At 67.0% G+C, this 21648-nt stretch carries 27 protein-coding genes and 1 riboswitch; of the genes, 6 read left to right on the plus strand and 21 right to left on the minus strand.

Translation table 11 applies throughout. The annotated features are described in order from the left end of the window. Nucleotides 1-47 precede the first annotated feature (47 nt). From ABWY06_RS08460 to ABWY06_RS08470, 3 genes are read right to left on the minus strand one after another with little or no spacing between them, the layout of a single operon-like run. On the minus strand, nt 48-173 hold the full coding sequence (locus ABWY06_RS08460; protein ID WP_353925174.1) for a hypothetical protein: 126 nt from the start codon (nt 171-173) through the stop codon (nt 48-50). Next, nucleotides 170-1372, minus strand: a complete 1203-nt coding sequence (locus ABWY06_RS08465; protein ID WP_353925127.1) for an MFS transporter — start codon at nt 1370-1372, stop codon at nt 170-172. Before ABWY06_RS08465 ends, ABWY06_RS08460 begins: the two co-directional genes overlap by 4 nt. A gap of 49 nt (nt 1373-1421) precedes the next feature. Then, complete coding sequence (locus ABWY06_RS08470) at nt 1422-1835, minus strand: MarR family winged helix-turn-helix transcriptional regulator (protein WP_353925128.1); 414 nt, start codon at nt 1833-1835, stop codon at nt 1422-1424. Between the two features lie 168 nt (nt 1836-2003). Between ABWY06_RS08470 and ABWY06_RS08475 the strand changes: the two genes are divergently transcribed. Then, nucleotides 2004-2342: a four-helix bundle copper-binding protein gene (locus ABWY06_RS08475; protein ID WP_353925129.1), complete on the plus strand. Its 339-nt coding sequence runs from the start codon at nt 2004-2006 to the stop codon at nt 2340-2342. Between the two features lie 149 nt (nt 2343-2491). On the opposite strand, the gene ABWY06_RS08480 is transcribed toward ABWY06_RS08475, so the two are convergent. The 10 genes from ABWY06_RS08480 to cobO all read right to left on the minus strand — a co-directional run bounded on the left by ABWY06_RS08480 (nt 2492) and on the right by cobO (nt 11595). Next, on the minus strand, nt 2492-3217 hold the full coding sequence (locus tag ABWY06_RS08480; RefSeq protein ID WP_353925130.1) for an adenosylcobinamide-GDP ribazoletransferase: 726 nt from the start codon (nt 3215-3217) through the stop codon (nt 2492-2494). A gap of 28 nt (nt 3218-3245) precedes the next feature. Further along, nucleotides 3246-3824: an alpha-ribazole phosphatase family protein gene (gene cobC / locus ABWY06_RS08485; RefSeq protein ID WP_353925131.1), complete on the minus strand. Its 579-nt coding sequence runs from the start codon at nt 3822-3824 to the stop codon at nt 3246-3248. Beyond that, complete coding sequence (gene cobT, locus ABWY06_RS08490) at nt 3821-4876, minus strand: nicotinate-nucleotide--dimethylbenzimidazole phosphoribosyltransferase (RefSeq protein WP_353925132.1); 1056 nt, start codon at nt 4874-4876, stop codon at nt 3821-3823. The genes cobC and cobT overlap by 4 nt, the downstream gene beginning before the upstream one ends. An 83-nt stretch (nt 4877-4959) precedes the next feature. Further along, nucleotides 4960-5481 (minus strand): bifunctional adenosylcobinamide kinase/adenosylcobinamide-phosphate guanylyltransferase, encoded by a 522-nt coding sequence (cobU, locus tag ABWY06_RS08495; RefSeq protein ID WP_353925133.1) that lies wholly within the window; start codon nt 5479-5481, stop codon nt 4960-4962. Then, entirely contained in the window at nt 5474-6979 is a 1506-nt protein-coding gene (locus tag ABWY06_RS08500) for a cobyric acid synthase (protein WP_353925134.1), read from the minus strand. Before ABWY06_RS08500 ends, cobU begins: the two co-directional genes overlap by 8 nt. Further along, nucleotides 6976-7968 (minus strand): threonine-phosphate decarboxylase CobD, encoded by a 993-nt coding sequence (gene cobD, locus ABWY06_RS08505; RefSeq protein ID WP_353925173.1) that lies wholly within the window; start codon nt 7966-7968, stop codon nt 6976-6978. Before cobD ends, ABWY06_RS08500 begins: the two co-directional genes overlap by 4 nt. Before the next feature lie 10 nt (nt 7969-7978). Next, nucleotides 7979-8956, minus strand: coding sequence for an adenosylcobinamide-phosphate synthase CbiB (cbiB, locus tag ABWY06_RS08510; RefSeq protein WP_353925135.1), 978 nt, complete (start codon nt 8954-8956; stop codon nt 7979-7981). 40 nt (nt 8957-8996) lie between these two features. Continuing rightward, nucleotides 8997-9680, minus strand: coding sequence for a 5,6-dimethylbenzimidazole synthase (bluB, locus tag ABWY06_RS08515; protein WP_353925136.1), 684 nt, complete (start codon nt 9678-9680; stop codon nt 8997-8999). Continuing rightward, complete coding sequence (locus ABWY06_RS08520; protein ID WP_353925137.1) at nt 9677-10987, minus strand: cobyrinic acid a,c-diamide synthase CobB; 1311 nt, start codon at nt 10985-10987, stop codon at nt 9677-9679. The genes bluB and ABWY06_RS08520 overlap by 4 nt, the downstream gene beginning before the upstream one ends. Beyond that, entirely contained in the window at nt 10984-11595 is a 612-nt protein-coding gene (gene cobO / locus ABWY06_RS08525) for a cob(I)yrinic acid a,c-diamide adenosyltransferase (RefSeq protein ID WP_353925138.1), read from the minus strand. The genes ABWY06_RS08520 and cobO overlap by 4 nt, the downstream gene beginning before the upstream one ends. 223 nt (nt 11596-11818) lie before the next feature. Then, nucleotides 11819-12006, minus strand: a riboswitch (cobalamin riboswitch). 133 nt (nt 12007-12139) lie between these two features. Here cobO and ABWY06_RS08530 point away from each other — a divergent pair. Then, nucleotides 12140-13003 (plus strand): hypothetical protein, encoded by an 864-nt coding sequence (locus tag ABWY06_RS08530; RefSeq protein ID WP_353925139.1) that lies wholly within the window; start codon nt 12140-12142, stop codon nt 13001-13003. A 63-nt stretch (nt 13004-13066) separates the two neighbouring features. Further along, complete coding sequence (locus ABWY06_RS08535; protein ID WP_353925140.1) at nt 13067-13888, plus strand: metallophosphoesterase family protein; 822 nt, start codon at nt 13067-13069, stop codon at nt 13886-13888. 8 nt (nt 13889-13896) lie between these two features. Here the strand turns inward: ABWY06_RS08535 and ABWY06_RS08540 are convergent, their stop codons facing one another. The 6 genes from ABWY06_RS08540 to ttcA all read right to left on the minus strand — a co-directional run bounded on the left by ABWY06_RS08540 (nt 13897) and on the right by ttcA (nt 18336). Continuing rightward, a complete protein-coding gene (locus ABWY06_RS08540) occupies nt 13897-14559 on the minus strand; it encodes an O-methyltransferase (RefSeq protein WP_353925141.1) in 663 nt (220 codons plus the stop codon). Nucleotides 14560-14616: 57 nt separating this feature from the next. Then, complete coding sequence (locus ABWY06_RS08545) at nt 14617-15138, minus strand: C40 family peptidase (RefSeq protein ID WP_353925142.1); 522 nt, start codon at nt 15136-15138, stop codon at nt 14617-14619. A 78-nt stretch (nt 15139-15216) separates the two neighbouring features. After that, entirely contained in the window at nt 15217-15852 is a 636-nt protein-coding gene (locus ABWY06_RS08550; RefSeq protein WP_353925143.1) for a C40 family peptidase, read from the minus strand. 65 nt (nt 15853-15917) lie between these two features. Then, nucleotides 15918-16685: an NAD-dependent deacylase gene (locus ABWY06_RS08555; RefSeq protein WP_353925144.1), complete on the minus strand. Its 768-nt coding sequence runs from the start codon at nt 16683-16685 to the stop codon at nt 15918-15920. A 98-nt stretch (nt 16686-16783) separates the two neighbouring features. Beyond that, entirely contained in the window at nt 16784-17455 is a 672-nt protein-coding gene (locus tag ABWY06_RS08560; RefSeq protein ID WP_353925145.1) for a DNA-3-methyladenine glycosylase I, read from the minus strand. 56 nt (nt 17456-17511) lie between these two features. After that, a complete protein-coding gene (gene ttcA / locus ABWY06_RS08565; RefSeq protein ID WP_353925146.1) occupies nt 17512-18336 on the minus strand; it encodes a tRNA 2-thiocytidine(32) synthetase TtcA in 825 nt (274 codons plus the stop codon). A gap of 149 nt (nt 18337-18485) precedes the next feature. On the opposite strand from ttcA, the gene ABWY06_RS08570 reads away from it, so the two are divergent. From ABWY06_RS08570 to ABWY06_RS08580, 3 genes are all read left to right on the plus strand, one after another. Beyond that, complete coding sequence (locus ABWY06_RS08570) at nt 18486-19082, plus strand: DNA-J related domain-containing protein (protein ID WP_353925147.1); 597 nt, start codon at nt 18486-18488, stop codon at nt 19080-19082. Between the two features lie 166 nt (nt 19083-19248). After that, nucleotides 19249-19848, plus strand: coding sequence for a Yip1 family protein (locus tag ABWY06_RS08575; protein WP_353925148.1), 600 nt, complete (start codon nt 19249-19251; stop codon nt 19846-19848). A 425-nt stretch (nt 19849-20273) separates the two neighbouring features. Beyond that, nucleotides 20274-20768 carry a SprT family zinc-dependent metalloprotease gene (locus tag ABWY06_RS08580; protein ID WP_353925149.1) on the plus strand — a complete coding sequence of 165 codons (495 nt, stop codon included), beginning with the start codon at nt 20274-20276 and terminating at the stop codon, nt 20766-20768. A gap of 7 nt (nt 20769-20775) precedes the next feature. Here the strand turns inward: ABWY06_RS08580 and ABWY06_RS08585 are convergent, their stop codons facing one another. Both ABWY06_RS08585 and ABWY06_RS08590 read right to left on the minus strand, forming a co-directional pair. Continuing rightward, nucleotides 20776-21273 (minus strand): P-loop nucleotide/nucleoside kinase family protein, encoded by a 498-nt coding sequence (locus tag ABWY06_RS08585; protein ID WP_353925150.1) that lies wholly within the window; start codon nt 21271-21273, stop codon nt 20776-20778. Nucleotides 21274-21330: 57 nt separating this feature from the next. Further along, the gene (locus tag ABWY06_RS08590) at nt 21331-21636 is read right to left on the minus strand and encodes an NIPSNAP family protein (protein WP_353925151.1); all 306 of its coding nucleotides are present in this window, start codon (nt 21634-21636) and stop codon (nt 21331-21333) included. Between the last annotated feature and the right edge of the window lie 12 nt (nt 21637-21648).

Below are 21648 nucleotides of genomic sequence, written 5' to 3' on the forward strand. Positions count from 1 at the left end.
GGCCAGGGCGTGTCGCCCCACTCTACCCCATGGACAGGCCAGTCTTCCTAGCAAATCCCCACCCCCAGTTGCAGCAGCGCCAGGCCGCCGCGCTGCCAGGCCCAGGCGATCAACCCCAGCACCAGGAGCAGCAGGCCCAAGGCCAAAACGCCCCAGAGTCGCGGGCGGTTCACGCCGGGCTCATGCGCAAGCGCGCCACCGGTTGTTCGCGCACCGGCCAGTTGAGCGCGGCCGCCAGCAGGCTGAGGCCGATCGACAGCTGCCAGACCAGGTCATAGCTGCCCGTACGGTCGTACAGGTAACCGCCCAACCAGCCACCGAGAAATGCCCCGAGTTGATGAAACAGAAACACGATGCCGCCGAGCATGGACAGGTTACGCACGCCGAACAGGGTCGCCACCGTGCCATTGGTCAGGGGCACCGTGGACAACCACAGCAGCCCCATCGCCACGCCAAAGGCGTAGGCACTCCAGACGCTGAGCGGCGCCATGACAAAGGCGCCGATGACCACCGCGCGCGCCAGGTAGAGGGCAGTCAGCAGCCGCGGCTTGGACATCCGCCCACCCAGCCAACCGGCCAGGTAGGTGCCGAACACGTTGAACAGCCCCACCAGCGCCAGCACCGTGGTGCCGACCAGGGCCGGCAAATGCTGGTCGACCAGATACGCCGGCAAATGCACGCCGATAAACACCACCTGGAAACCGCAGACGAAAAACCCCAGGGCCAGCAGCCAGAAACCCGAATGTACCGAGGCTTCGCGCAGCGCCTCGCCCAGGGTCTGTTCATGGGCCTGGGGCGGCAGCGGTTTGTCGTGCAGCAGCCGGGTCAACGGCAGGATCAAGGCCACCAGCACACCCAGTACCAGCAGGGCCGTCGACCAGCCCAACCAGCCGATCAGGCCGAGGGTACCGGGCAGCATGGCGAACTGGCCGAAGGAGCCGGCGGCACTGGCGATGCCCATGGCCATGCTGCGCTTCTCGGCCGGCACCGCCCGCCCGACCGCGCCGAGGATCACCGAAAAGGAGGTGCCGGACAGACCGATACCGATCAGCAGACCGGCGCTCAACGACAACCCCAGGGGCGACTCGGACAACCCCATGCACAGCAGGCCGACCGCGTACAGCACCCCGCCGACCAGCACCACGCGGGCCGCGCCAAAACGGTCGGCCAAGGCCCCGGTGAAGGGCTGGGCCAGGCCCCAGATCAGGTTCTGCAGGGCGATGGCAAAGGCAAACACCTCGCGTCCCCAACCGAACTGCGCGCTCATCGGCGGCAGAAACAGGCCGAAGCCGTGACGCGTGCCCAGCGACAGGGCCAGGATCAACGACCCGCCCACCAGCATCCACAGACTTGCCCGCCAGACCGCCGTCATCATTCACTCCAAATAAGGGTATATACCCGCTTAACCGCATAAATCAACGTCAGTCCAGGTGTTCAAGATCATCCAATAGCACCAGCAACGCCTGGCGCTTGTCTTCGCCCAGGTAGTGGCCGACCTGCACCTGGGCTGAGCGCCAGGCCTTGTCCCCGGCAGTCAGCCGCGCCAGACCCAGGCCACTCAAACGCACCAGGCGGTTACGCTGGTCATCGCCGCCGGCGAGGTCCACCAGCCCGTCGGCCTGCAGCACCTTGAGGTTACGCCCCAGGGTACTGCGGTCCAACCCCATGGCCTCGGCCAGCACCGAGATGCTCGGCAGGTCCAGGCGCTGCAAATGCCGCAGCAGCGAGTACTGGGCCGCGCTGAGGCCAACCCCGGCCAAGGCGTCGTCGTAGATTTTGGTGACCGCGCGCGCCGCGCGGCGAAGTTTGGTGCAGAGGCATTCGGTGGTCAGCATATTTAGATGTATATACCCGCAATTAGCGGCAGTCAATCCTGGCCATTGTTCCCGACGTCGTCCAGGTTTGAGGGCCACAACGACAGGCGTCATTGCCCCACCCGTCAGACCAGACGAACGTCCACTGGCGCGCTCCGGTCAATGCTTAACCCCCCGGAGAAACCCACCATGAATAATACCCAGCGCTACCTGCCTGTGATCGAAGCCTGCACGGCCTCTGCCGTCGCCTGCGAGACCTGCGCCAACGCCTGCCTGAAAACGGCAGCGGGTTCCGATCGGGATATCTGTATCGCCCTCTACCACGACTGCATCGATCTATGCCGGCTGGCGGTGCGTCTGATGCAACGGCAAAGCGCGCTGGTCGACGAGATCTGCCGCCTGTGTGCCATTACCTGCCAGGCCGTGGCCCAGCAGTGCAACAAGTACGCCGACCTCCACTGCCAGGAATGCGCCCAGGTCTGCCAGCGCTGCGTCGAACAGTGCGAAGAGATCACCGCAGGGGCCTGACGGGGATGCATTCGCCGCTGGCGATAGACCATCCCACCTGACATCCAGGGTGCTGATCCGGGCCGGTGTGGCGGGCTGTCGCTGAACGGCGCGCCGAGGCCGCCCTACCCGCTGGTGGAGCAACTCGCGGCGGTCACTGTGCGGCCTCGCTACAAGGCCAACCCGACCAGCACCGCAGATTCCACCAGTTCCACCAGCGCACCGGCGGTGTCGCCGGTGGTGCCGCCCAGGCGGGCCAGCATCATGCGCCGCAGACCGGCGAACACCGCCAGCGCCAGCAGCAGGGCCAGCCATCCCGCGGCGCCACCGAGCAGCACCAGTACCGCCCACCCCGCCAGCAGCGCAGGCACGCGGTCACGGGGCAGGTGGTCGGCCAGGGCCTGGCCCAGGCCGCCGGCCCGTACATAGGGCGTGGTCAACCACAGCAGCGGCAACAGCCCGCGCGCCAGCCAGGGCGCCAGCACCAGCGCCAGTGCGTGGCCCTGCTCGACCAGCGCCACCAAGGCGGCGAACTTGAGCACCAGCACCAGCACCAGCACCACCACGGCCAAGGGCCCGCTGCGCGGATCCTTCATGATCAGCAGCGTGCGCGCCCGGTCGCCCAGACCGCCGAGCCAAGCGTCGGCGCTGTCGGCCAGGCCATCGAGGTGCAGTCCACCGCTCAAGGCCACCCAGGTCGTCAGCAGCAGCGCCGCGTGCAGCAGCGGGGGGCTGCCGGCCAGCACCCGGTTCAGGCCGAACAACGCCAACCCGACCAGCAACCCCACCAGGGGGTACCACAGCAGCGAGCGACCCAGTTGCTCGGCGCTGGGCATGCCCGCCAGGCGAATCGGCAGGCAGGTCAAAAATTGCAAGGCGATCAACAAGGGCTGCATGCTCATCCTCTCCGGTGTGGGCACGGAATCAGGGCTCTACCAGGCACAGCGGCGCTGGGCCTGTGACCCGCAGGGCGAACAGGGCCGCGTGTGCCACCTCGACCTGCAGCAACTGTTCGCGCGGCAATCCGCGGGCCCGGGCCAGCAACAGGCGCATCACCCCGGCATGGCTGACCAACAGCACCGATTGCCCGGCGAACTGCCGGTGCAGGTCGTCGATCGCCAGCAGTACCCGCTGGGCGAAGGCGGCCACGGGCTCGCCGTCGGGCGGGGTAAACTCATAGGGGTCGCGCCAGAACTGGCCCAGGGCATCGGCCTCGGTGTCCATCAGGGCCGCGGCGCTGCGGCCTTCCCAGGCCCCGAAATGCAGCTCGCTCAGCCGCGCGTCCAGGTGCAGCGGGATCTGCAGCCGGCCGGCCAGCTCGCTGGCGAAGCGCGCACAGCGCTGCAGGGGCGAACTGACGATGCGGGCCCAGCCTTTACGCCCGTCCAGCGCCACGCGCATCTGCGCCCAGCCCTGCTCCGTCAGCTGATCGTCCAGGCTGCCACGAAAACCGCCGCCACGTTCGGTCTCGCCATGCCGGAGCAGGTCCAGGTGCAAGGTCATGCCGGCTTATCGGCCACCGCCGCCTCGGCGAAGGTGGCCATTTCGTTGTGCAGGCGGCACGCCAGCTGCAGCAGGGGCACCGCCAGCGCCGCACCACTGCCCTCGCCCAGGCGCAGCCCCAGCTGCAGCAACGGTTCGGCGTCCAGGGCCTGCAGCACCCGCCCATGGCCCGGCTCGGCGCCGCGGTGGGCGAACAGCAACCAGGCGCGACAGCCCGGGTTCAGCCGCACCGCCAGCAGCGCGGCGACACTGCAGATAAAACCGTCCACCAGCACCGGCAGGCCCTGCTGGGCGCAGGCCAGGTAGGCGCCGACCAGGGCGGCGATCTCCAATCCGCCCAGACGACGCAACAACTCCAGCGGCGTGTCCAGCTGCGCGCCGTGAAAGCGCAGCGCCGCTTCGATGACCTGGGCCTTGTGCGCCACACCGGCGCTGTCCAGACCGGTGCCCGGCCCGGCCAGCTCCAAGGGGACGCAGTCGAGCAGCACACAGGCCAGGGCGCTGGCCGCCGTGGTATTGCCGATCCCCATTTCGCCGCCGAGGTACAGCTGCGCCCCTCCTTCCCCCGCGCGCAGCACGCTGTCGCGGCCAGCGGCCAGCGCGAGCAGCAGCTGCTCGCTGCTCATCGCCGGGCCCTGGACAAAATTCCCGGTGCCACGGCCCAGGTCCAGGTGGCGCACGCCAGTCAGCGGCTCGAGGGGCACCGCGGTACCCAGGTCGAGCACTTCCAGCCTGGCATCGAGCTGGCGGGCCAGCACGCTGATCGCCGCACCGCCGCTCACGAAATTGCGCAGCATCTGCCCGGTGACCGCTTGGGGGAACGCCGACACCCCTTCGGCGACCACCCCATGGTCGGCGGCGAAAATGGCGATCCACAGGCTGTCGACACAGGGGCGCGCGCGCCCCTGCAAGCCGGCCAGGGTTACCGCCACCTGCTCTAGCAAACCCAGCGAGCCGGCCGGTTTGGTCAGCTGTCGCTGGCGCGCGGCGGCCTCTTCGAGGATCAGGGGATCCGCCGTCCGACAGCTTGTTTCCCACCAATATTCATTCATCTCGCCTCTCCCTTGTGAACCCTCGGCAAACCCGCCACGGTGAACGTCAGCAGCACCCCGCCCGGGCCGGTTGAAGCCCCCACTCATATCGCCTTGCCCTTTAAAACCATCGGCAAACCCGCCACGGTAAAAATAACCCGTTCACAACGCGCGGCCAGCGCCTGGTGCAACCAGCCGGCCTGGTCGACGTAACGCCGGGTCAGCTCGCCCAGCGGCACCACCCCGAGGCCGGTTTCATTGCTCACCAGCAACAAGCGGCCTGGCAGCTCGTCCAAGCACGCCAGCAGCGCCTCGCGCTCGGCCAGCAGGCGCGACCCATCGTCCAGCAGCAGCAGGTTGGTCAGCCACAATGTCAGGCAGTCCACCAGCAGGCACCGCCCCTCGGCCGCCTGTTCGGTCAGCACCCGCGCCAGGGCCAACGGCTCCTCGACCAGGCCCCAGGCCGCGGGGCGCCGCGCCCGGTGCTCGGCCACCCGCTCGCTCATTTCGCCATCCAGCGCCTGGCTGGTGGCGATATAGGTCACTGGCCAGCCGCTGTCGCTGGCCAGGCGCTCGGCCAGGCGACTTTTACCGGAACGCGCGCCGCCCAGAATCAGCTCACGCATGACCGGCTCCGGCAGCGGCGCCCGGTTGCAAGCCGCACAGGTCGCGCAGCACCGCCAGGTCCAGGTGCTGCTCGACCATGTCCGCCAAACGTTCGATGTCGCGCTCGCGCAAGGCGTGGTAGTCGACCGTTTGCACCGCTTCCAGGCCAGCCCAGCGCAGCAACGCGCTGCAGGCCGCCGAAGACTCGAACAAACCGTGCAGGTAGGTACCGATGATCTGCCCGTCAGCGCTGCAGGCGCCGTCGTCCCGCCCGTCCTCCAGCCGCACCGCGGGGCGCGCCAGGCCGGGACCGCTGCACAGCCCGGCGTGAATCTCGTAGCCGGAGACCGCGGCGTCCTCCAGGACCAGTTGGCCGCGCACGCTGCGCAGCTGTTTGTCCGCCTGCAGCACGGTATCGATCTCCAGCAACCCCAGGCCCGCACTCGTGCCCGCTGCGCCCTCCAGACCCAGGGGGTCGGCCAGGGTACGCCCGAGCATCTGCAGGCCACCGCAGATGCCCAGCAGCTTGCCGCCGTAGCGCAGGTGCCGGCGCAATGCCGGCTCCCAGCCCTGGGCGCGCAGAAAGGCCAGGTCGGCGCGCACGCTTTTCGAGCCTGGCAGAATGATCAGATCCGCCGGCGGAATGGGTTGGCCGGGCCCGATAAACTGCAGGTCGACCTGAGGGTGCAGGCGCAGGGGATCGAAGTCGGTGTGGTTGCTGATGCGCGGCAGCACCGGCACCAGCACCTTGAGCGGCCGCCCGGCTTTTTCCGCCTGACGCAGGTCGATGGCGTCCTCGGCTTCCAGGTGGAATTCGGTCAGGTAGGGCAGCACCCCTAGCACCGGTTTGCCGGTGCGCTGCTCGAGCCAGTCCAGGCCGGGCTGCAGCAAGCTCAGCGCGCCGCGAAAACGGTTGATCACAAAGCCCCTGACCCGCGCCTGCTCCGACACGGACAGCAGCTCCAGGGTGCCGACCAGATGGGCGAAGACGCCACCGCGGTCGATATCGGCGACCAGGATGACCGGGCAATCCACCGCTTCGGCAAAGCCCATATTGGCGATATCACCGGCGCGCAGGTTGATTTCCGCCGGCGAACCGGCGCCCTCGACCATCACCACCTGGTAGGCATCACTCAGGCGGGCATGGGACTGCAGCACCGCCTGCATCGCCACCTGCTTGTAGTCGTGGTACGCCGCCGCCTCCATGGTGCTGATCGCGCGGCCCTGGATGATCACCTGCGCCCCGGTGTCGCTGTTGGGCTTGAGCAACACCGGGTTCATGTCGCTGTGTGGCGTCAGGCCGCAGGCCTGGGCTTGCACCGCCTGGGCCCGGCCGATCTCGCCGCCGTCGACGGTGACCGCCGAATTGAGCGCCATGTTCTGCGGCTTGAACGGCACCACGGCCACGCCCTGGCGCCGCAGCCAGCGGCACAGCGCCGCCACCAGGGTGCTTTTGCCCGCATCGGAGGTGGTGCCCTGGACCATCAGGGTGGTCGCGCCGGAGGTCGAACGGGTCATGGCAATGCCTCGGTGAATGCGTGCAGGCCCTGCTCCAGCCGCTGCCAACCGGCTTCATCCGGGGGCAGGCCAAAGCGCAGGCTGGGAGGATGGTTGAACAGTCGCAGCAGAATGCCGCGTCGGGCCAGGAAGACCTGCAAGGCTTCCGCCCGCGCGCTGGTACACCACTGGAACAGGTCGCAGCCGCCGTCAGGTGCCAGCCCATGCTGCGCCAGCAACGCACCCAGGCGATGGCTGGCCGCCGCCGCACGCGCGGCCTGGACCTGGTGCCCTGGCAGGTCGCGCAGGCACACCTGGCCCACCCACCGCGCCGGACCGCTGAGGGTCCACGGCCCGAGTTGCGCGGCCAGGCGCCGCAACAGGGGCGCCTCGGCCAGCACAAAGCCCAGGCGCAGGCCGGCCAGGCCGAAGAACTTGCCAAACGAGCGCAGCACGATCAGGCCCGGCAATTGGCTGTGACCGGCCAGGCTGAAGGCCGGGGTGCTGTCCATAAACGCCTCGTCGACCACCAGCCAGCCGCCTCGGTTGGCCAGCCGGGCGTGCCAGTCGAGCAACTGCTCGGGGGGTAGGCGCCGGCCTGTGGGGTTGTTCGGATTGACCAGCACCAGCACCTGCAGTCGCTCGAGCCAGGCCTCGACCTGCGACTCCGGCAGTTCGTGTACCTGGTGCCCGGCCTGCCGCCAGGCCCGCGCATGTTCGGCGTAACAGGGCGACAGCACACCGACCGCGGCGGCCGGGCGCAGGCGCGGCAGCAGCTGGATGGCCGCTTGCGAACCGGCCACGGGCAGCACCTGGGCGGCGCCGTAGAACCCCTGCGCCGCCTGCTCCAGGCCGTCGTCGGTTTCCGGCAGGCGTGCCCAGGCCCGTTGTGGAATCGACGGCAGCGGCCAGGGCCAGGGGGCGATGCCGCTGGACAGGTCGAGCCAGTCGGCCTCGGCAATGCCGTAGTGGCGCGCGGCCGCGCGCAGGCGGCCACCGTGTTCGAGCAGGCCCTCGGATTCACCCATGCAGACAGCCTCCCAGCAGCAGGATCAGCAACCACAGCAAGACACCACGGCGGACCAGTGCCAGCGCCCGCTCGAGGCTCTGTACGCTGGCCGGCGCCCCCGCGCCCAGCACAGGGCGCGGGTGCAGCTCGCCGTGGTAGACCGCCGGGCCGCCCAGGACCACCCCCAAGGCGCCGGCGCCAGCGGCCATCACCGGGCCGGCGTTGGGACTGTCCCAGGTCGGTGCCTGCCGGCGCCAACAGCGCAAGGCCAGGCAGGTATTGCCGAGCACCGCATAAGTCAGCGCCACCAGGCGCGCCGGCACATAATTGAGCAGGTCATCGATACGCGCCGCCGCCCAACCGAACCGCTCGAAACGCGGGGTGCGGTAACCCCACATGGCGTCCAGGGTGTTGCTCAGCCGGTACAACACCACGCCCGGCGCCCCGAGCACGGCGAACCAGAACAGCGCGGCGAACACCGCGTCGCTGCCGTTTTCCAGCACCGACTCGGTCGCCGCCCGGGCCACCCCCGCTTCGTCCAGTTCGGCGGTCTCGCGACTGACCAGATAACCGACCCGCTGCCGGGCCAGTGGCAGATCATCCCGGCGCAGGGCCTGGGCAATGGGCCCGGCGTGCTCGCCCAGGCTGCGCAGGCCGAGGGCGGCGTAGAGCGCCAGCACCGCCACCAGCGTGCCCAGCCCCGGCACCTGCCCCAGCAGATGCACCAGCAGGGTCAGCGGCAGCACCGCCAGCACCCAGGCCGACACGCCGTGGCTGCGCCAACCGCTGCCGGCGTTGGGCTTGGGCGGTAGCGGCTGCGCGTCGCCCCGGTTGACCGAAGCCAGCGTCGAATCATAAAAGGGTCGGTTGAAGCGACGCTCCAGGGCGTCGGCCAGGCGGCCAAAGCCCACCAGCGGATGCCAACGCCTGGGCTCGCCCAGCAACGCGTCCAGCGCCACCCCGGCCACACTGAGCAGGGCCAGGCTCATGGCCGCCCGCTTCGCGGTGAAGGACCGAACAGCGGGGCCGTCAGCATCCCTGCGCACCCCACTGGTCATCGAACAGTAACTCGCTCAGTGGCCGCGGCTGTGCCCAGCCCTGCTGCTGCAACATGGGTTGAGCGTAAAACGCCGGTACCGGCCCCAGGCAGAGGATGGCGGCGGCCTTGGCGCCGGGCGGCAGACCCAGCAGCGCGCCCAGCGCGACGGGATCGAACAGCGACACCCAGCCCAGCCCCAGGCCTTCGACCCGGGCAGCCAGCCAGAGGTTCTGGATGGCGCAGGCCAGCGACGCCAGGTCCATCTCCGGCAGGGTACGACGGCCGAACACATGCTGCTCACGGCCATCCATCAAGGCCACCACCAACAGCTCGGCGCAGTCGCGAATGCCTTCGACCTTAAGCCGCATAAAATCCGCGCCACGCGGACCCAGGGCTGCGGCGGTGTGCACGCGTTCGGCCTCAACCAGCGCGGCGATCGCTTCGCGCAGCGCCGGGCGGCGAATACGGATAAACCGCCAGGGCTGCATCAAGCCGACACTGGGGGCCTGGTGCGCCGCTTCGAGCAGGCGCGCGAGCAGCTCGGGCGCCACTTCGCCGCCGCTGAAATGGCGCATGTCGCGCCGCGCGGCGATGGCCCGGTAGACCGCCGCCCGTTCGGCTTCGCTAAAGGCCAGCGTTTCGGGGTCCGGCTGGGCCGGCGGCGACTGGGTCATGGCCGAAACAAGGCCGCGGCGGCGCGCGGGTTGGACGGAAAATACAGGTGGATATAGGAAGCGGTCAGCCGGCCGAGGCGGTAGACGGCCTCGGCGGTGCGCTGGTAGGTCGGGCAGACGCCACGGGCCAATGGCGCCAGATCGCAGGCCAGGGAGGAGTAATGGTAGCTGTGGCCACGCAAAAGGCCCTCCGGCAGTTCGACCCCTTGCAAGGCCAGCGCCTTCATGCGCGGGTGCATGGTCGCTTCGCCCGGCAACAGGCCCAGCAGGGCGCCCCTGGCGCCGTCCTTGTCGGTCAGGCCATCGAGCAAGTAGAGCATGCCGCCACATTCGGCGTGCAGGGGTTTGCCCGCGGCCTGGTGGGCACGGATAGCCGCGCGCATCGAGGCATTGCCGGCCAGGCGCTCGAGGTGCAGCTCGGGGTACCCCCCCGGCAGGTACAGGCTGTCGACCTCGGGCAACGCGGCGTCGGCCAGCGGCGAGAAGAACCGCAGTTCGGCGCCCAACGCCCGCAGCAGGTCGAGATTGGCCTGATAGAGAAAGGCGAACGAGGTGTCCCGCGCCACACCGATGCGCACCCCGGCCAGCCAGGGTTCGAGCTCAGGGGACTGGTCTGGCGCGGCAAAGCGCACCGGCGCCGGCAGCCGGGTATCGGCGCTGGCAGCCAGGGCATCGGCCGCCGCGTCCAGGCGCAGGTCCAGGTCCTGCAGCTCCTCGGCCTGCACCAGGCCCAGATGGCGGCTCGGCAACTCGATCGCCGTGCTGCGCGGCAAGGCGCCGTACCAGGTGATCGACGGCGGCAGGCAGTCGCGCAGGATCTCGCCGTGACGGGGGCTGCCGGTGCGGTTGGCCATCACCCCGGCGAACGGCAGGTCGAGCTGGTAAGTGGCCATGCCATGGGCCATGGCACCGAAGGTCTGGGCCATGCCGGAACCGTCGATCAGCGCCAGCACCGGCACTCCGAAGTGACGCGCCAGGTCGGCCGCCGAAGGTGTGCCATCGAACAGGCCCATAACGCCTTCGATCAGGATCAGGTCGGCCTCGCCGGCCGCCTCCCACAGCAGACGGCGGCTCTCGGCTTCCCCGACCATCCACAGGTCCAGCTGATAGACCGGCGCGCCGCTGGCCCGTGCCAGGATCATCGGATCGAGAAAGTCCGGCCCGCACTTGAACACCCGCACCCGCTTGCCCTGGCGCCGGTGCAGGCGCGCCAAGGCCGCGGTCACGGTGGTCTTGCCTTGCCCGGACGCCGGCGCGGCGATCAGCAGGGCCGGGCACTGGCGCGCCTGGGTGAGGGACGTACTCACCACTCGATGCCTTTTTGCGCCTTCACCCCGGACTTGAAGGCATGCTTGACCAGGGTCATGTCGGTGACGGTATCGGCCGCCTCGATCAAGCCAGGCGGTGCGCCACGACCGGTGGCGACCACGTGCTGCAGCAGCGGGCGGCCGCCGATATCCGCCAGCACCTCCTCCAACGGCAGGTAGCCATGTTTCAGCGCGATATTCAGTTCATCCAGCACCACCAGGCCGATCTGCGGATCCTGCAGCAAGCCGCGGGCCACTGCCCAGGCAGCGACCGCCTTGTCGATATCGCGCTGGCGGTCCTGGGTATCCCAGGTGTAGCCCTCCCCCATCACGTGGTAGCTGACCTCGTCGGGAAAGCGCCGGAAGAAGCTTTCCTCGCCGGTGCTCGCCGCGCCCTTAATAAACTGCACCACGCCCACTTTCAGGCCGTGGCCCAGGGCACGGGCGACCATGCCGAAAGCCGAGCTGCTCTTGCCCTTGCCAGTGCCGGTGTGCACCAGCAGCAGCCCGTATTCATCCTGGGCCTGGGCGATCTTTTCATCGATCAGGGCTTTTTTGCGCGCCATGCGCAGCTTGTGGCGGACGTCACGCTCTGCGGATTCGTTCATGCTCGGCCCTCGGGTGGGTGTCGGCTAATGGCCTGCGAACCCTGGCGGCGGACAGCGTCAGCCCGCCCGGGAGCCCGCGCAGGCCCGTCGGCAAAGGAAGTGGGGTCGTTCATCGGCGAATCTCCGTCGTGCCACCTGCGACTGGCAGGTCAAACAAACGGAGACAGTAGACGCGGGGCCACCCGCGCACAGGAGCCCACACGCCAGACAAAGCCCTCCGCAATGCCATGGACTGCGACAGGCCGGTCTCCGGGCTCACGAACCGGGGGTTCGTCTACCGTTGCGGGGGCAGCGCCGGGATGCTTGGCTATCCCGCCAAGGGCATTGAACCCCGGGGATGGCAAAGGCACCGGCTTCCCTGTTTCACCCCGTTGCGCATCGCGCAGGGGCACCTGAAGCAAGCCGCGCAGGTTAGAGGGTTGCCCGCGGAGCGTCAATCACGGCGCGGTCCACGGCCACCCATCGGCCTGGCGGCAGGCGCTAAAAGGCACTGCTAATTTTCAGGAGCACGCTTTCAATGGACGACTGAAAAAGGCGGACTCGGATGAAAATCGTCAGTTTCACCCTCAGGGACGGCAACAAATACGTGGGCAGCATCGATGGCCAGGAGTTCGCCATCGGCCGCCGGGTCAGTTTCGAAGGCAACAAGGGGCTGATGAATATCAGCGGCACTGCCGAACAACGTTACCAGCGCGACGAGTATCGCCCGCTCTACGGCCTCTGGGCCGACCTGATCCACCCTACGGCGGTGGTCGAGGGCGCGCTCTACCACACGCTCAACACCTACGACCGCGCGCATTTCACCTTCACCTTCTTGCAATTCGCCGCCCATGTACCCGAGGGCGACTTCGTGCAGTTTTTTCGCGCGCTGCTCAAACTGCCCCAAGCCGAGGACTATTTCCCCGACCTGCAGCTCAAGGATGGGCGCATCTGCCGAATTTCCGAGCACGGCTTGCAGGCGCTGGAAAGCAGCAGTTCGACCGAGGCGCTGATGCGCTACCTGAACCCGAGCACCGCCCAGGTGGAAGACACCGAGGTGATCCAGGCCGCGCGTTTTATCCACTGGTCGCAGAACGACCTGGCGCACCGGCAGACGCAGATTGAAGTCGGCATCCGTTTTTTCAAGGAAAAAATGGCCCGCTATGCCCAGCAGTACCGTCTCGATGGGGCCGCGGACAGTATCTGCCTGGTGGTGGCCGATATCCGTCACCAGGGCCGTGCGCGCAGCCCGGAAATCGCCAGCGCGCTGGCCAGCGCCGAGCCGCTGCGGGCGTTGCTGAAGATCGGCGAAAGCCGTTACCCGCAACGGGTCGGCGACCTGCGCCGGGAAGTCGAGAAACTCACGGCCGAGGGCACCCTGGGCGAGCATGTCTACAGCCGCGAGCTGGGAGACTTCGTCCCCCGTTGACCCGCGCTGCGGCACCGGGCATTTTTTGCCGAAGCCTGCCGCAACGCAGGTATGCTGTACGCCATGACGACTATTGTGCAGATTTCCGACACGCATTTCGGGACCGAGCAACCGGCGGTGGTCGCAGCCATGGAAGCCCATGTGCGCGAACACGGCGCCGACCTGCTGGTGCTGTCCGGCGATATCACCCAACGCGCGCGGGGCAGTCAGTTCGCCGCCGCCCAGGCCTTCCTGCAGCGCCTGCAGGGCTATGGCGTACCGGCGCGACTGGTGATCCCGGGCAACCACGACCTGCCGTTGCTTAACCTGGTCTCGCGCTTTATGGCGCCCTACGACAATTACCAGCGGTATTTCGGCGACGACCTGGAGCCGAGCTTCGAAAACGACCAACTGCTGGTCATCGGGCTCAACACCACCCACCCCAAGCGCCACAAGGACGGCCTGGTCACCCACGAGCAGGTCCTGGCCGTAAGCGAACGGCTACGCCGCAGCGACCCGGGCAAGGTGCGGATAGTCGTGGCCCATCAGCCCTTCGGTTCCCTGGTACTCAGCGACCTGGAGAACATCCAGCACGGCGCGCTCGCCGCCCTCAGCCGCTGGGCCGACGATGGCCTGGACCTGGTCATGGGCGGGCACATCCACCTGCCCTACGTGCTGCCGCTGCGCAACCAGTACCCCAGCCTGTCGCGGGATATCTGGATAGTCCAGGCCGGCACCACGCTGTCGTCGCGGGTGCGCGGCACGGCGCCGAACTCCTTCAATCGCCTGTACCTGGATACCCGCGCCGGCAAGCAGGCGCGGGTGGAGCGCTGGGATTACCAGGACACCGAGGGTGGTGTCTTCGCCATCGGTGCCACCTACGCACTGGCGTGGCCCGCGCCCTAGGCCCTGGTTCAGCGCTTGCGGCACAGCGTCAGGCCATCGCCCAACGGCAGCAGCGACAGGTCCAGACGCTGGTCGTTTTTCAGGCGCCGGTTGAGGCCCTGGATCGCCCGGGTATCGGCACTTTCCGGATTGCTCTCGAGAACCCGACCGCTCCACAGCGTATTGTCGAACAGCAGCAGGCCACCGGTACGCAACAAGACCAGGGCGTGCTCCAGGTAGGACGGGTAATTGGCCTTGTCGGCATCGATGAAGATCAGGTCGAAACTGCCGCTCTGCCCCGAGCGCTCCAGGTTGGCCAGGGTTTCCAGGGCCGGCGCCAGGCGCAGCTCGATACGCTCGGCCAGCCCCGCCTCCTGCCAGTAGCGCCGCGCGATGGCGGTGTGCTGCTCGTCGATGTCGCAGCACAGCAGCTGTCCGTCGGCCGGCATCGCCTGGGCCAGGCACAGGGCGCTGTAGCCGGTGAAGGTGCCGATCTCCAGCAGCCGCCGGGCCCCGGTCAATTGCACCAGCAGCGCCATAAACTGGCCCTGCTCGGGGGCGATCTGCCAGCGCGCCACCGACAAAGCGGCGGTTTCCGCGCGCAGGCGCTGCAGCAGGGGCGACTCGCGCAGCGAGACGTCCAGTAAGTATTGATAAAGCCCCTCGTCGAGGTTGAGGCTGCGATTGGTCATGCCAGGCTCCATGCGTGGAAGCGCCCGGGAGTGGCGCCGACGCGCCACCGCAGGACGTCAGGGGGTGCGTGCCAGGTGCGCGGGATCCAGCACCCGCTTGGCGCTCAGGTAGGTCTTTTGCCAGTAGGTTTCGCCCAGGTTATCCAGGCGAACCGTGCCGCCACTGGAGGGGGCGTGGACGAATCGCCCCTCCCCGACATAGATACCGGCGTGGCTGACTTTGCCGCCGCCGTTGGTGGCGAAAAACAGCAAGTCGCCACTCTGCAGGGCCTGGCGCGCCACCAGCGGCGCCCCCAGGCCTTGCAACGCTGCGGTAGAACGCGGCAGATTGAGGCCGGCCGCATCGCGGTACACGTAACCAATCAGTCCACTGCAGTCGAAGCCGCCCTCCGGCGTGTTGCCACCGTAGCGGTACGGGGTACCGACCAGGCCAAGGGCGCGAAACAGCACGTCTTCGGCCTCGGGCGAGAACGCCACGGGCGGCGCCGTGCCATGGGGTTCCAACGAAGGCGAATGGGTAGAACAGGCGCCGAGCAGCGCGAACAGGACCAGCAAGGCGATACGGGCCGTAACAGGCATGACGAAGCGGTCCTGAACGATGATGGCGCTACTCTGCCGTTCATCGGGGCCGCGCGCAAGTCGCGCGCAGCAAGCCGATCAGCGTTGCGCCGGTTTGCCGCTGCTGGGTGCCATGGCCAAGGCGCGTTTGGCCTCGATAAAGGTCCGGCTCCAGTAGCGATCATCCAGGCTGTCGACACGGACACCACCACTGCGGCTGCTGGAGGAGTGGATGAACTGGTCGTCCCCCAGGTAGATGCCGGCGTGGCTGACACGCCCCCGGCCCTTGGTGCCGAAGAACACCAGGTCGCCCGGTTTGAGCTCGGTACGCGCCACCAGGGGCGCATCGATATTGATCATGTCGCGGGACGAACGCGGCAGTTGCATGCCGACTTCCTGCTTGAACAGGTAGCCGATAAAGCCGCTGCAATCGAACCCGGAGGTGACCGAAGTCCCCCCGAAACGGTAGCGCGTGCCCACCAGCGCCAGACCATGGGCCAGGATGCTGTCGGCGAAACTGGGCAGTACATAGGGTTTGCCGCTGGCGAAATCCTTCCACTCCTGGGTGTCCTGGGGTGCGATGGGTTCGGCGGGGGCGTCGAGCAGGGAGGGCTCGAAGGGTGCTGAAACGATGTCGAAGGGGTGTGGCTCTGGGGGTGTCGGGCTATGGCCGGCACACGCCGCCAGCAGGAAACTGAGTGCGAGGGGCACGAGGGGTGCGAAGCGATTTAGCATGGGCACGACCGTGGCTGATTTCTAAGAAGTCGCGACTATGCCTTCTATGCCCTCTATTTGCAAATTCAATCGAACTTAATGTGACTCACGAGTTCCGGCAAGACATCTAAGGCCCTGCCGGCGATTTGCACCTCGGCTAAGCGCCCTAACGCCGTGACCGAGGGGTTGATGTCGACGGTAAATCCCCCGGCTAGACGGGTGCGCGTAACCGGCTCGACTATGTAGGGGAAGCTGGCTGTGGTGCCGACGGTCAGCACCACCTCGAAACCCTGGCGCAATTGCGCGTAGAGGGAATCGACGGCCGGTTCCGGCAACATTTCCTCGAACAGCACCACAGGCGGGCGCAGCACCCCGGCGCACAAGGCGCACAAGGGCGGCAGCGGCAGTTGCAAATGCGCCGCAAGGTCCGGGCTAAGGGCACCGCAGGATTGACAGTAGAGCGGCGACAGCTCGCCATGGATCTCGATCAGGCGCTCGGCCGCACTGCCGGCGGCACGGTGATAACCATCGATGTTCTGCGTCAGCACCCAGCACTGGGGCTTTCCCTGCTGCAACCGGGCGATGGCATGATGGCCGGCATTGGGCTGGGCGCCCAGGCACGCCCGCCCCAGCTCGGCCAGGTACTTCCAGCACAGGGCCGGATCACGGCGCAGCATGGGGCCGGACAAGGCCTCTTCGATCGGCAGCCCTTCCTGGGTCACAGCGTTGTACAGCCCCCCCAGGCCCCGGTAGGTGGGCAATCCCGAATCGGCGGACAGCCCGGCCCCGGTAATGACCAGGATACGCTCGGTCTGTTGCAGTTTTTCGGCCACCCTGCGGATGGTCTCGTCCATCGCCTGCCTCCCTCTCGTGGATCGTCCCCAACGCCTCAGCTTACCGCAGCCAGGGCGGGTGGGGCACCGCTGTGCCGGGCCGACCGCAGGCAAACGCGTCAGTGATTGACGGTATGCGCCAGCATCACCGACAGCTGGCACAGCGGCCGGCCGCTTTCGGCGTGCCACTGGTTAAAGGCGGCTTGCACGGCGGCCAGGTCGCGCAGGCTGGTGGGAACCTTGTCGACGATTTTTTGCGCCTTGAGCGCGGCGACCATGTCGTCGGATGGAATGAACGTGTCCTTGCCGACCATCCGCAGGAACCGCGGTGCCGACAACCCGCCCATCTGGCTGCCGTGCTTGGCCAGGTATTTCCACAAGCCGACGATATCGGTCACCGGCCAGTCGGCGATCAACTGGCCGAAACCGCCCTTCTCCTGGGCCACGTCCAGGACGAACTGGGCGTTGCGCGGCACGCTCTTGAGTTTGCCCAGGTGGCGGATCAGGCGCGCATCCTGCATCAGCCGCTCGAGGTGCTCGGCGCCCATCAGCACCACCTTGTGCGGTTCGAAGCCAAAAAACGCCTGCTCGAACGCCGGCCACTTGGCGTCCACCAGGCTGTGCTTGAGGCCGGCGCGAAACACCCGCAAGGCGATCAGCGACAGGTAACGGTCATCGCTCAGCGCCCGCAACTGCGCGTCGGGCAGCGGTTGCGGCAGGCGTGCCTCGAGGGCGGCCGCAGAGCCGAAACGGTTGAGGCAGTAGTGGTTCAGCCAGCTGTAATCGCGCATGGAAGCCCTTGCAGGGTGGGCGGCCAGGGTCGCCGCGGGCGGCGGCCCCGACGGCCTCAGAGATTGGTCAGGTTGACGAAGCGTGGCGCCGCCGTGTCATCGATGCGCAGGCTGGCGAAGTCGAACAGGTTGCGGTCGGCCAGTTGCGAGGGCATCACATTCTGCAGGGCACGGAACATGCTCTCGGTGCGGCCCGGCGCCTTGCGCTCCCATTCCAGCAGCATGTCCTTGACCACCTGGCGTTGCAGGTTTTCCTGGGAGCCGCAGAGGTTGCACGGAATGATCGGGAACTGCATCAACTGCGAGTAGGCCTCGATATCCCGTTCGCTGCAGTAGGCCAGCGGGCGGATCACCACGTTGCGGCCATCGTCGGCCTTGAGCTTGGGCGGCATGGCCTTGAGCGTGCCGCCGTAAAACAGGTTGAGAAAGAAGGTTTCCAGGATATCGTCGCGGTGGTGCCCCAGGGCCATCTTGGTCGCGCCGATCTCGTCGGCGAAGGTGTACAGGGTGCCGCGACGCAGGCGTGAACACAGCGAGCAGGTGGTCTTGCCCTCCGGGATCTTCTCCTTGACCACCGAATAGGTGTCTTTTTCGACGATGTGATAAGGCACGCCGATGGACTCGAGGTACGCCGGCAACACGTGCTCGGGAAAGCCTGGCTGTTTCTGGTCCAGGTTGACCGCGACCAGCTCGAAGCGGATGGGCGCGACCTTTTGCAGGTGCAACAGCACATCGAGCAGGGTGTAGCTGTCCTTGCCCCCGGACAGGCAGACCATCACCTTGTCGCCCTCCTCGATCATGGCGAAATCGGCCACGGCCTCGCCGGCCTGGCGGCGCAAGCGTTTTTGCAGTTTGTTCTGAGTAACCGACAGAGTGCCCATGGTGCGCTGGAATCCGGGGAGCCACGAAAGCCGAGCATTTTACCCAGAAAGTCCGCTCAGCCCCAGCCCACGACCCCATGGCAGTACCAGCGTCACATTCGCCATGACCGGAAAATCGCCGCCCCAGCGCCCTGTGATAGGCTCGCCCGATGAACGCCAACCTGGACCCCGCATCCGACCTCGCGCAGCAACTGCTGGACCTGCTGCGCGCGGCACCCGACGGCTGCAGCGAATACGGGCTGATCCAGCGGCTCAGGGCGCGCCAGTCGCCGCATGTGCCGCAGCAGCCCCTGACCGACAAGCTGGTGCTGTTTCGCACTCACTTCCTGCTGTTCAACGCCTTGTACCAGCTGCGCGACCGCCTGTGGCAGAGCGGCAGCGGCCACCTGGCGATCAGCCCCTTGTGCATCCAGCTGCTGCCCTACCAGCCGGAATCGGCGGCACTGACCCAGCACGACCCGCTACGCAGCTATTACCTGGACCTCAGTCAACTGCAGGACACCGGCGAGCGGGAGGTGGAGCAACTGTTGGCCAGCTTCTGGCAACGCCTGCGCGGCGGCGACGAAAAGCAGGCGGCCCTGCAGCTGTTCGAGCTCGACGCGGCCTCGCCATCCCTCGACCTGGCCACCGTTAAATACCGCTACCGCCAGCTGGTCAGCCAACATCACCCCGACCGCGGCGGCAGCCACGAGCGCCTGCAATCGATCAATCTGGCGATGGAGATACTGGAACGCTATTACCAATAGCGTTTACAGATCGATTCGCTCTAGCCCACAGCCCGCTTGCTCTCCAGCCCTTGCCTATACTGCGACATACGGTCGCAGAGGTTCGGCCTTGTACCCGTCTTGTGCACCCTGTGCGCGGCGGGCACACGCCGGGGGGCGACCGCCATAATAAGAGGAGGTGTTTGGCATGATTCATCACGTTTGGGGGCTCTTCACTCATCCCGATCAGGAATGGCAGGAAATCCGTGGCGAAGAAGAAAGCATTAGCCACATGTACCTTACCCATGTACTGATCCTGGCGGCCATTCCGGCCATCTCCGCCTATATTGGCACCTCGCAGGTCGGCTGGTCGATCGGTGACCGGGCGCCGGTCATGCTCACCGAAAGCAGCGCCATGCAGCTGACCTTTATGTCCTACCTGGCAATGCTGGCGGGCGTGGCGGTCATGGGCGCCTTTATCAACTGGATGTCCCGTACCTACGATGCCAGCCCAAGCATGGCGCAATGCGTGGTGTTCGCCGCCTACACCGCCACCCCGCTGTTCGTCGGCGGCCTGGCCGCACTTTATCCGAATATCTGGCTGGCCATGTTCGTCGGCACCGCGGCGATCTGTTACACGGTCTACCTGCTTTATGTCGGCATCCCGACCTTTATGAGCATCCCGCAGGACGAGGGCTTTCTGTTCTCCAGCTCGGTACTGGCGGTCGGCCTGGTGATGCTGGTGTCCATGATGGCCTTGTCGGTGATCGTCTGGGGCCACGGTGTGGGGCCGGTCTATACCAGCTGACCACCAACCAGCCCCACTTAAAAAGGCCGCCCAAGGGCGGCTTTTTTATGGGCGTCCCTATCACCACCCAGGCTCAAGCAAACCGCACAGGGCCGGCCATCAAGGCTTTCTTAAGCGCGTCGCCTAAGGCCTGTGGACAGTGCCCGTATCGCCGCGGCCCCGGCCAACGCCGCAGCAGACCTGCGTTGATCCAGCACTGCCCGCCCCACCCCGACCGGGCCCGGGAGGCAGTTCGCACCCGGGAACAGCGGCGCCAGCCTGCTGCCGCTGGCGCCGATTCCGGCGGTCTGCCGGGCTGTCGGCACTGCCAGCTGGGCGGGAGCCAGGTGGAGCCGGCCCAGGTGACGGCCATGGAAGCATCAGGCGACCAGTGACAGCAGCCCGCCGGGGTTTTGCGGCATAATTGCCGGCCGGAGGTCCCCCGTATGCCCGATCTGCTTTATGCCCGCGTGGACGCTTGTTATGAACAAGCGGAGATATTCTTCAAACGCCGGTTCATTCGTGCCGAAGTCAGCCTGAAGCTGCGCGGACAAAAAGCCGGCGTGGCGCACTTGGACGAGAACCTGCTGCGCTTTAATCCGCAGCTGTACCGGGAAAACCGCGACGACTTCCTCACGCAGACCGTGGCCCACGAGGTGGCGCATATGGTCGCGCGGCAGATGTTCGGCTCGCGGATCCAGCCCCACGGCGAGGAATGGCAGCTGATCATGCGCGGCGTCTACGGCCTGCCGCCCAATCGTTGCCATACCTATGCGATCAGCCGCCGCCAGGCCACCCGCTACGTCTATCACTGCCAATGCCCGGACAACGACTTCGCCTTTTCCGCCCAGCGCCACACCCTGGTGACCAAGGGGCGCCGTTACCTGTGTCGGCGCTGCCGTGGGCCACTGGTGTTCAGCGGCCAGCAACGGCTGGAGTAACGGTCGATCAAGCGGTGCTAAACAGGGTCGCCCGGGCCAATTCTTCCGCGCTGGGCGCTTCGAATTGCGACTCCATAAAATCGAACATGGCTGGCGTCACCTCGAAGGCAAAGGTCTCGCCTCGCGCGGCATTGCGCGCCAGTACGCGCTCACGGCGCAACGCCAGCGGCGCCGTCACAGGGTGCAATTGCACCGAGTAGCTTTCAGCCTCGGCCAACGCCAGGAAACGCGACCGGTCGGCGACCTTCATAAAACCCAGGTCGAGCACCACCCGACCACCGGTGCCAATGACCTGCAGGGCCGTCGACCAGATGCGCTGCTCGCAGCGCCTTACGCGCGCCATGATCCAGTGCAGGTCCAGGGGCTGTGGCATGTCGGGGCCATACAGTTCGCCCATCCATTCGTCGATGGAAAAACGCACCGCCCCGAACTCGGCGGCCAGTTGCAACGCATAGGTGCTTTTACCGGCGCCTTGGGCGCCAAATACCAGGTGGAGCTGGGTCATAAGCATCTCGCTAAGAAAAGTCAGGGCTGCGCGGCTTCGATCGAAGCCTGGGTGTGCCTACTCGAACACCGGCCGGAAAAAACTGCGCTCGTAGCTGAGGATGCAACCGGTCTGCTGGGCATAGCCGAATGCCGCCAGGCACTCCACATCGGTCATGGAGTCGATGCGGTACTGCTCGTAGGTGGCCAGACTGGGGAAGGTAAACAGCGCCAGGGCGATATTGTTGGCCCCTTCGGAGGGCAAAAAGTAGCCGTGGTGCTGGCCGCCAAATTTCTCCACCAGGGGAATCCAGAGTTTGCCGTAGTGCTCGAACTCGCGCACTTTGGTTGGATCGAGCACATAACGCAGGTAGCAGGTGACCATGGGGGTTCCTTG

The organism is Pseudomonas sp. (genome assembly GCF_040514055.1).
GTDB lineage: Bacteria > Pseudomonadota > Gammaproteobacteria > Pseudomonadales > Pseudomonadaceae > Aquipseudomonas.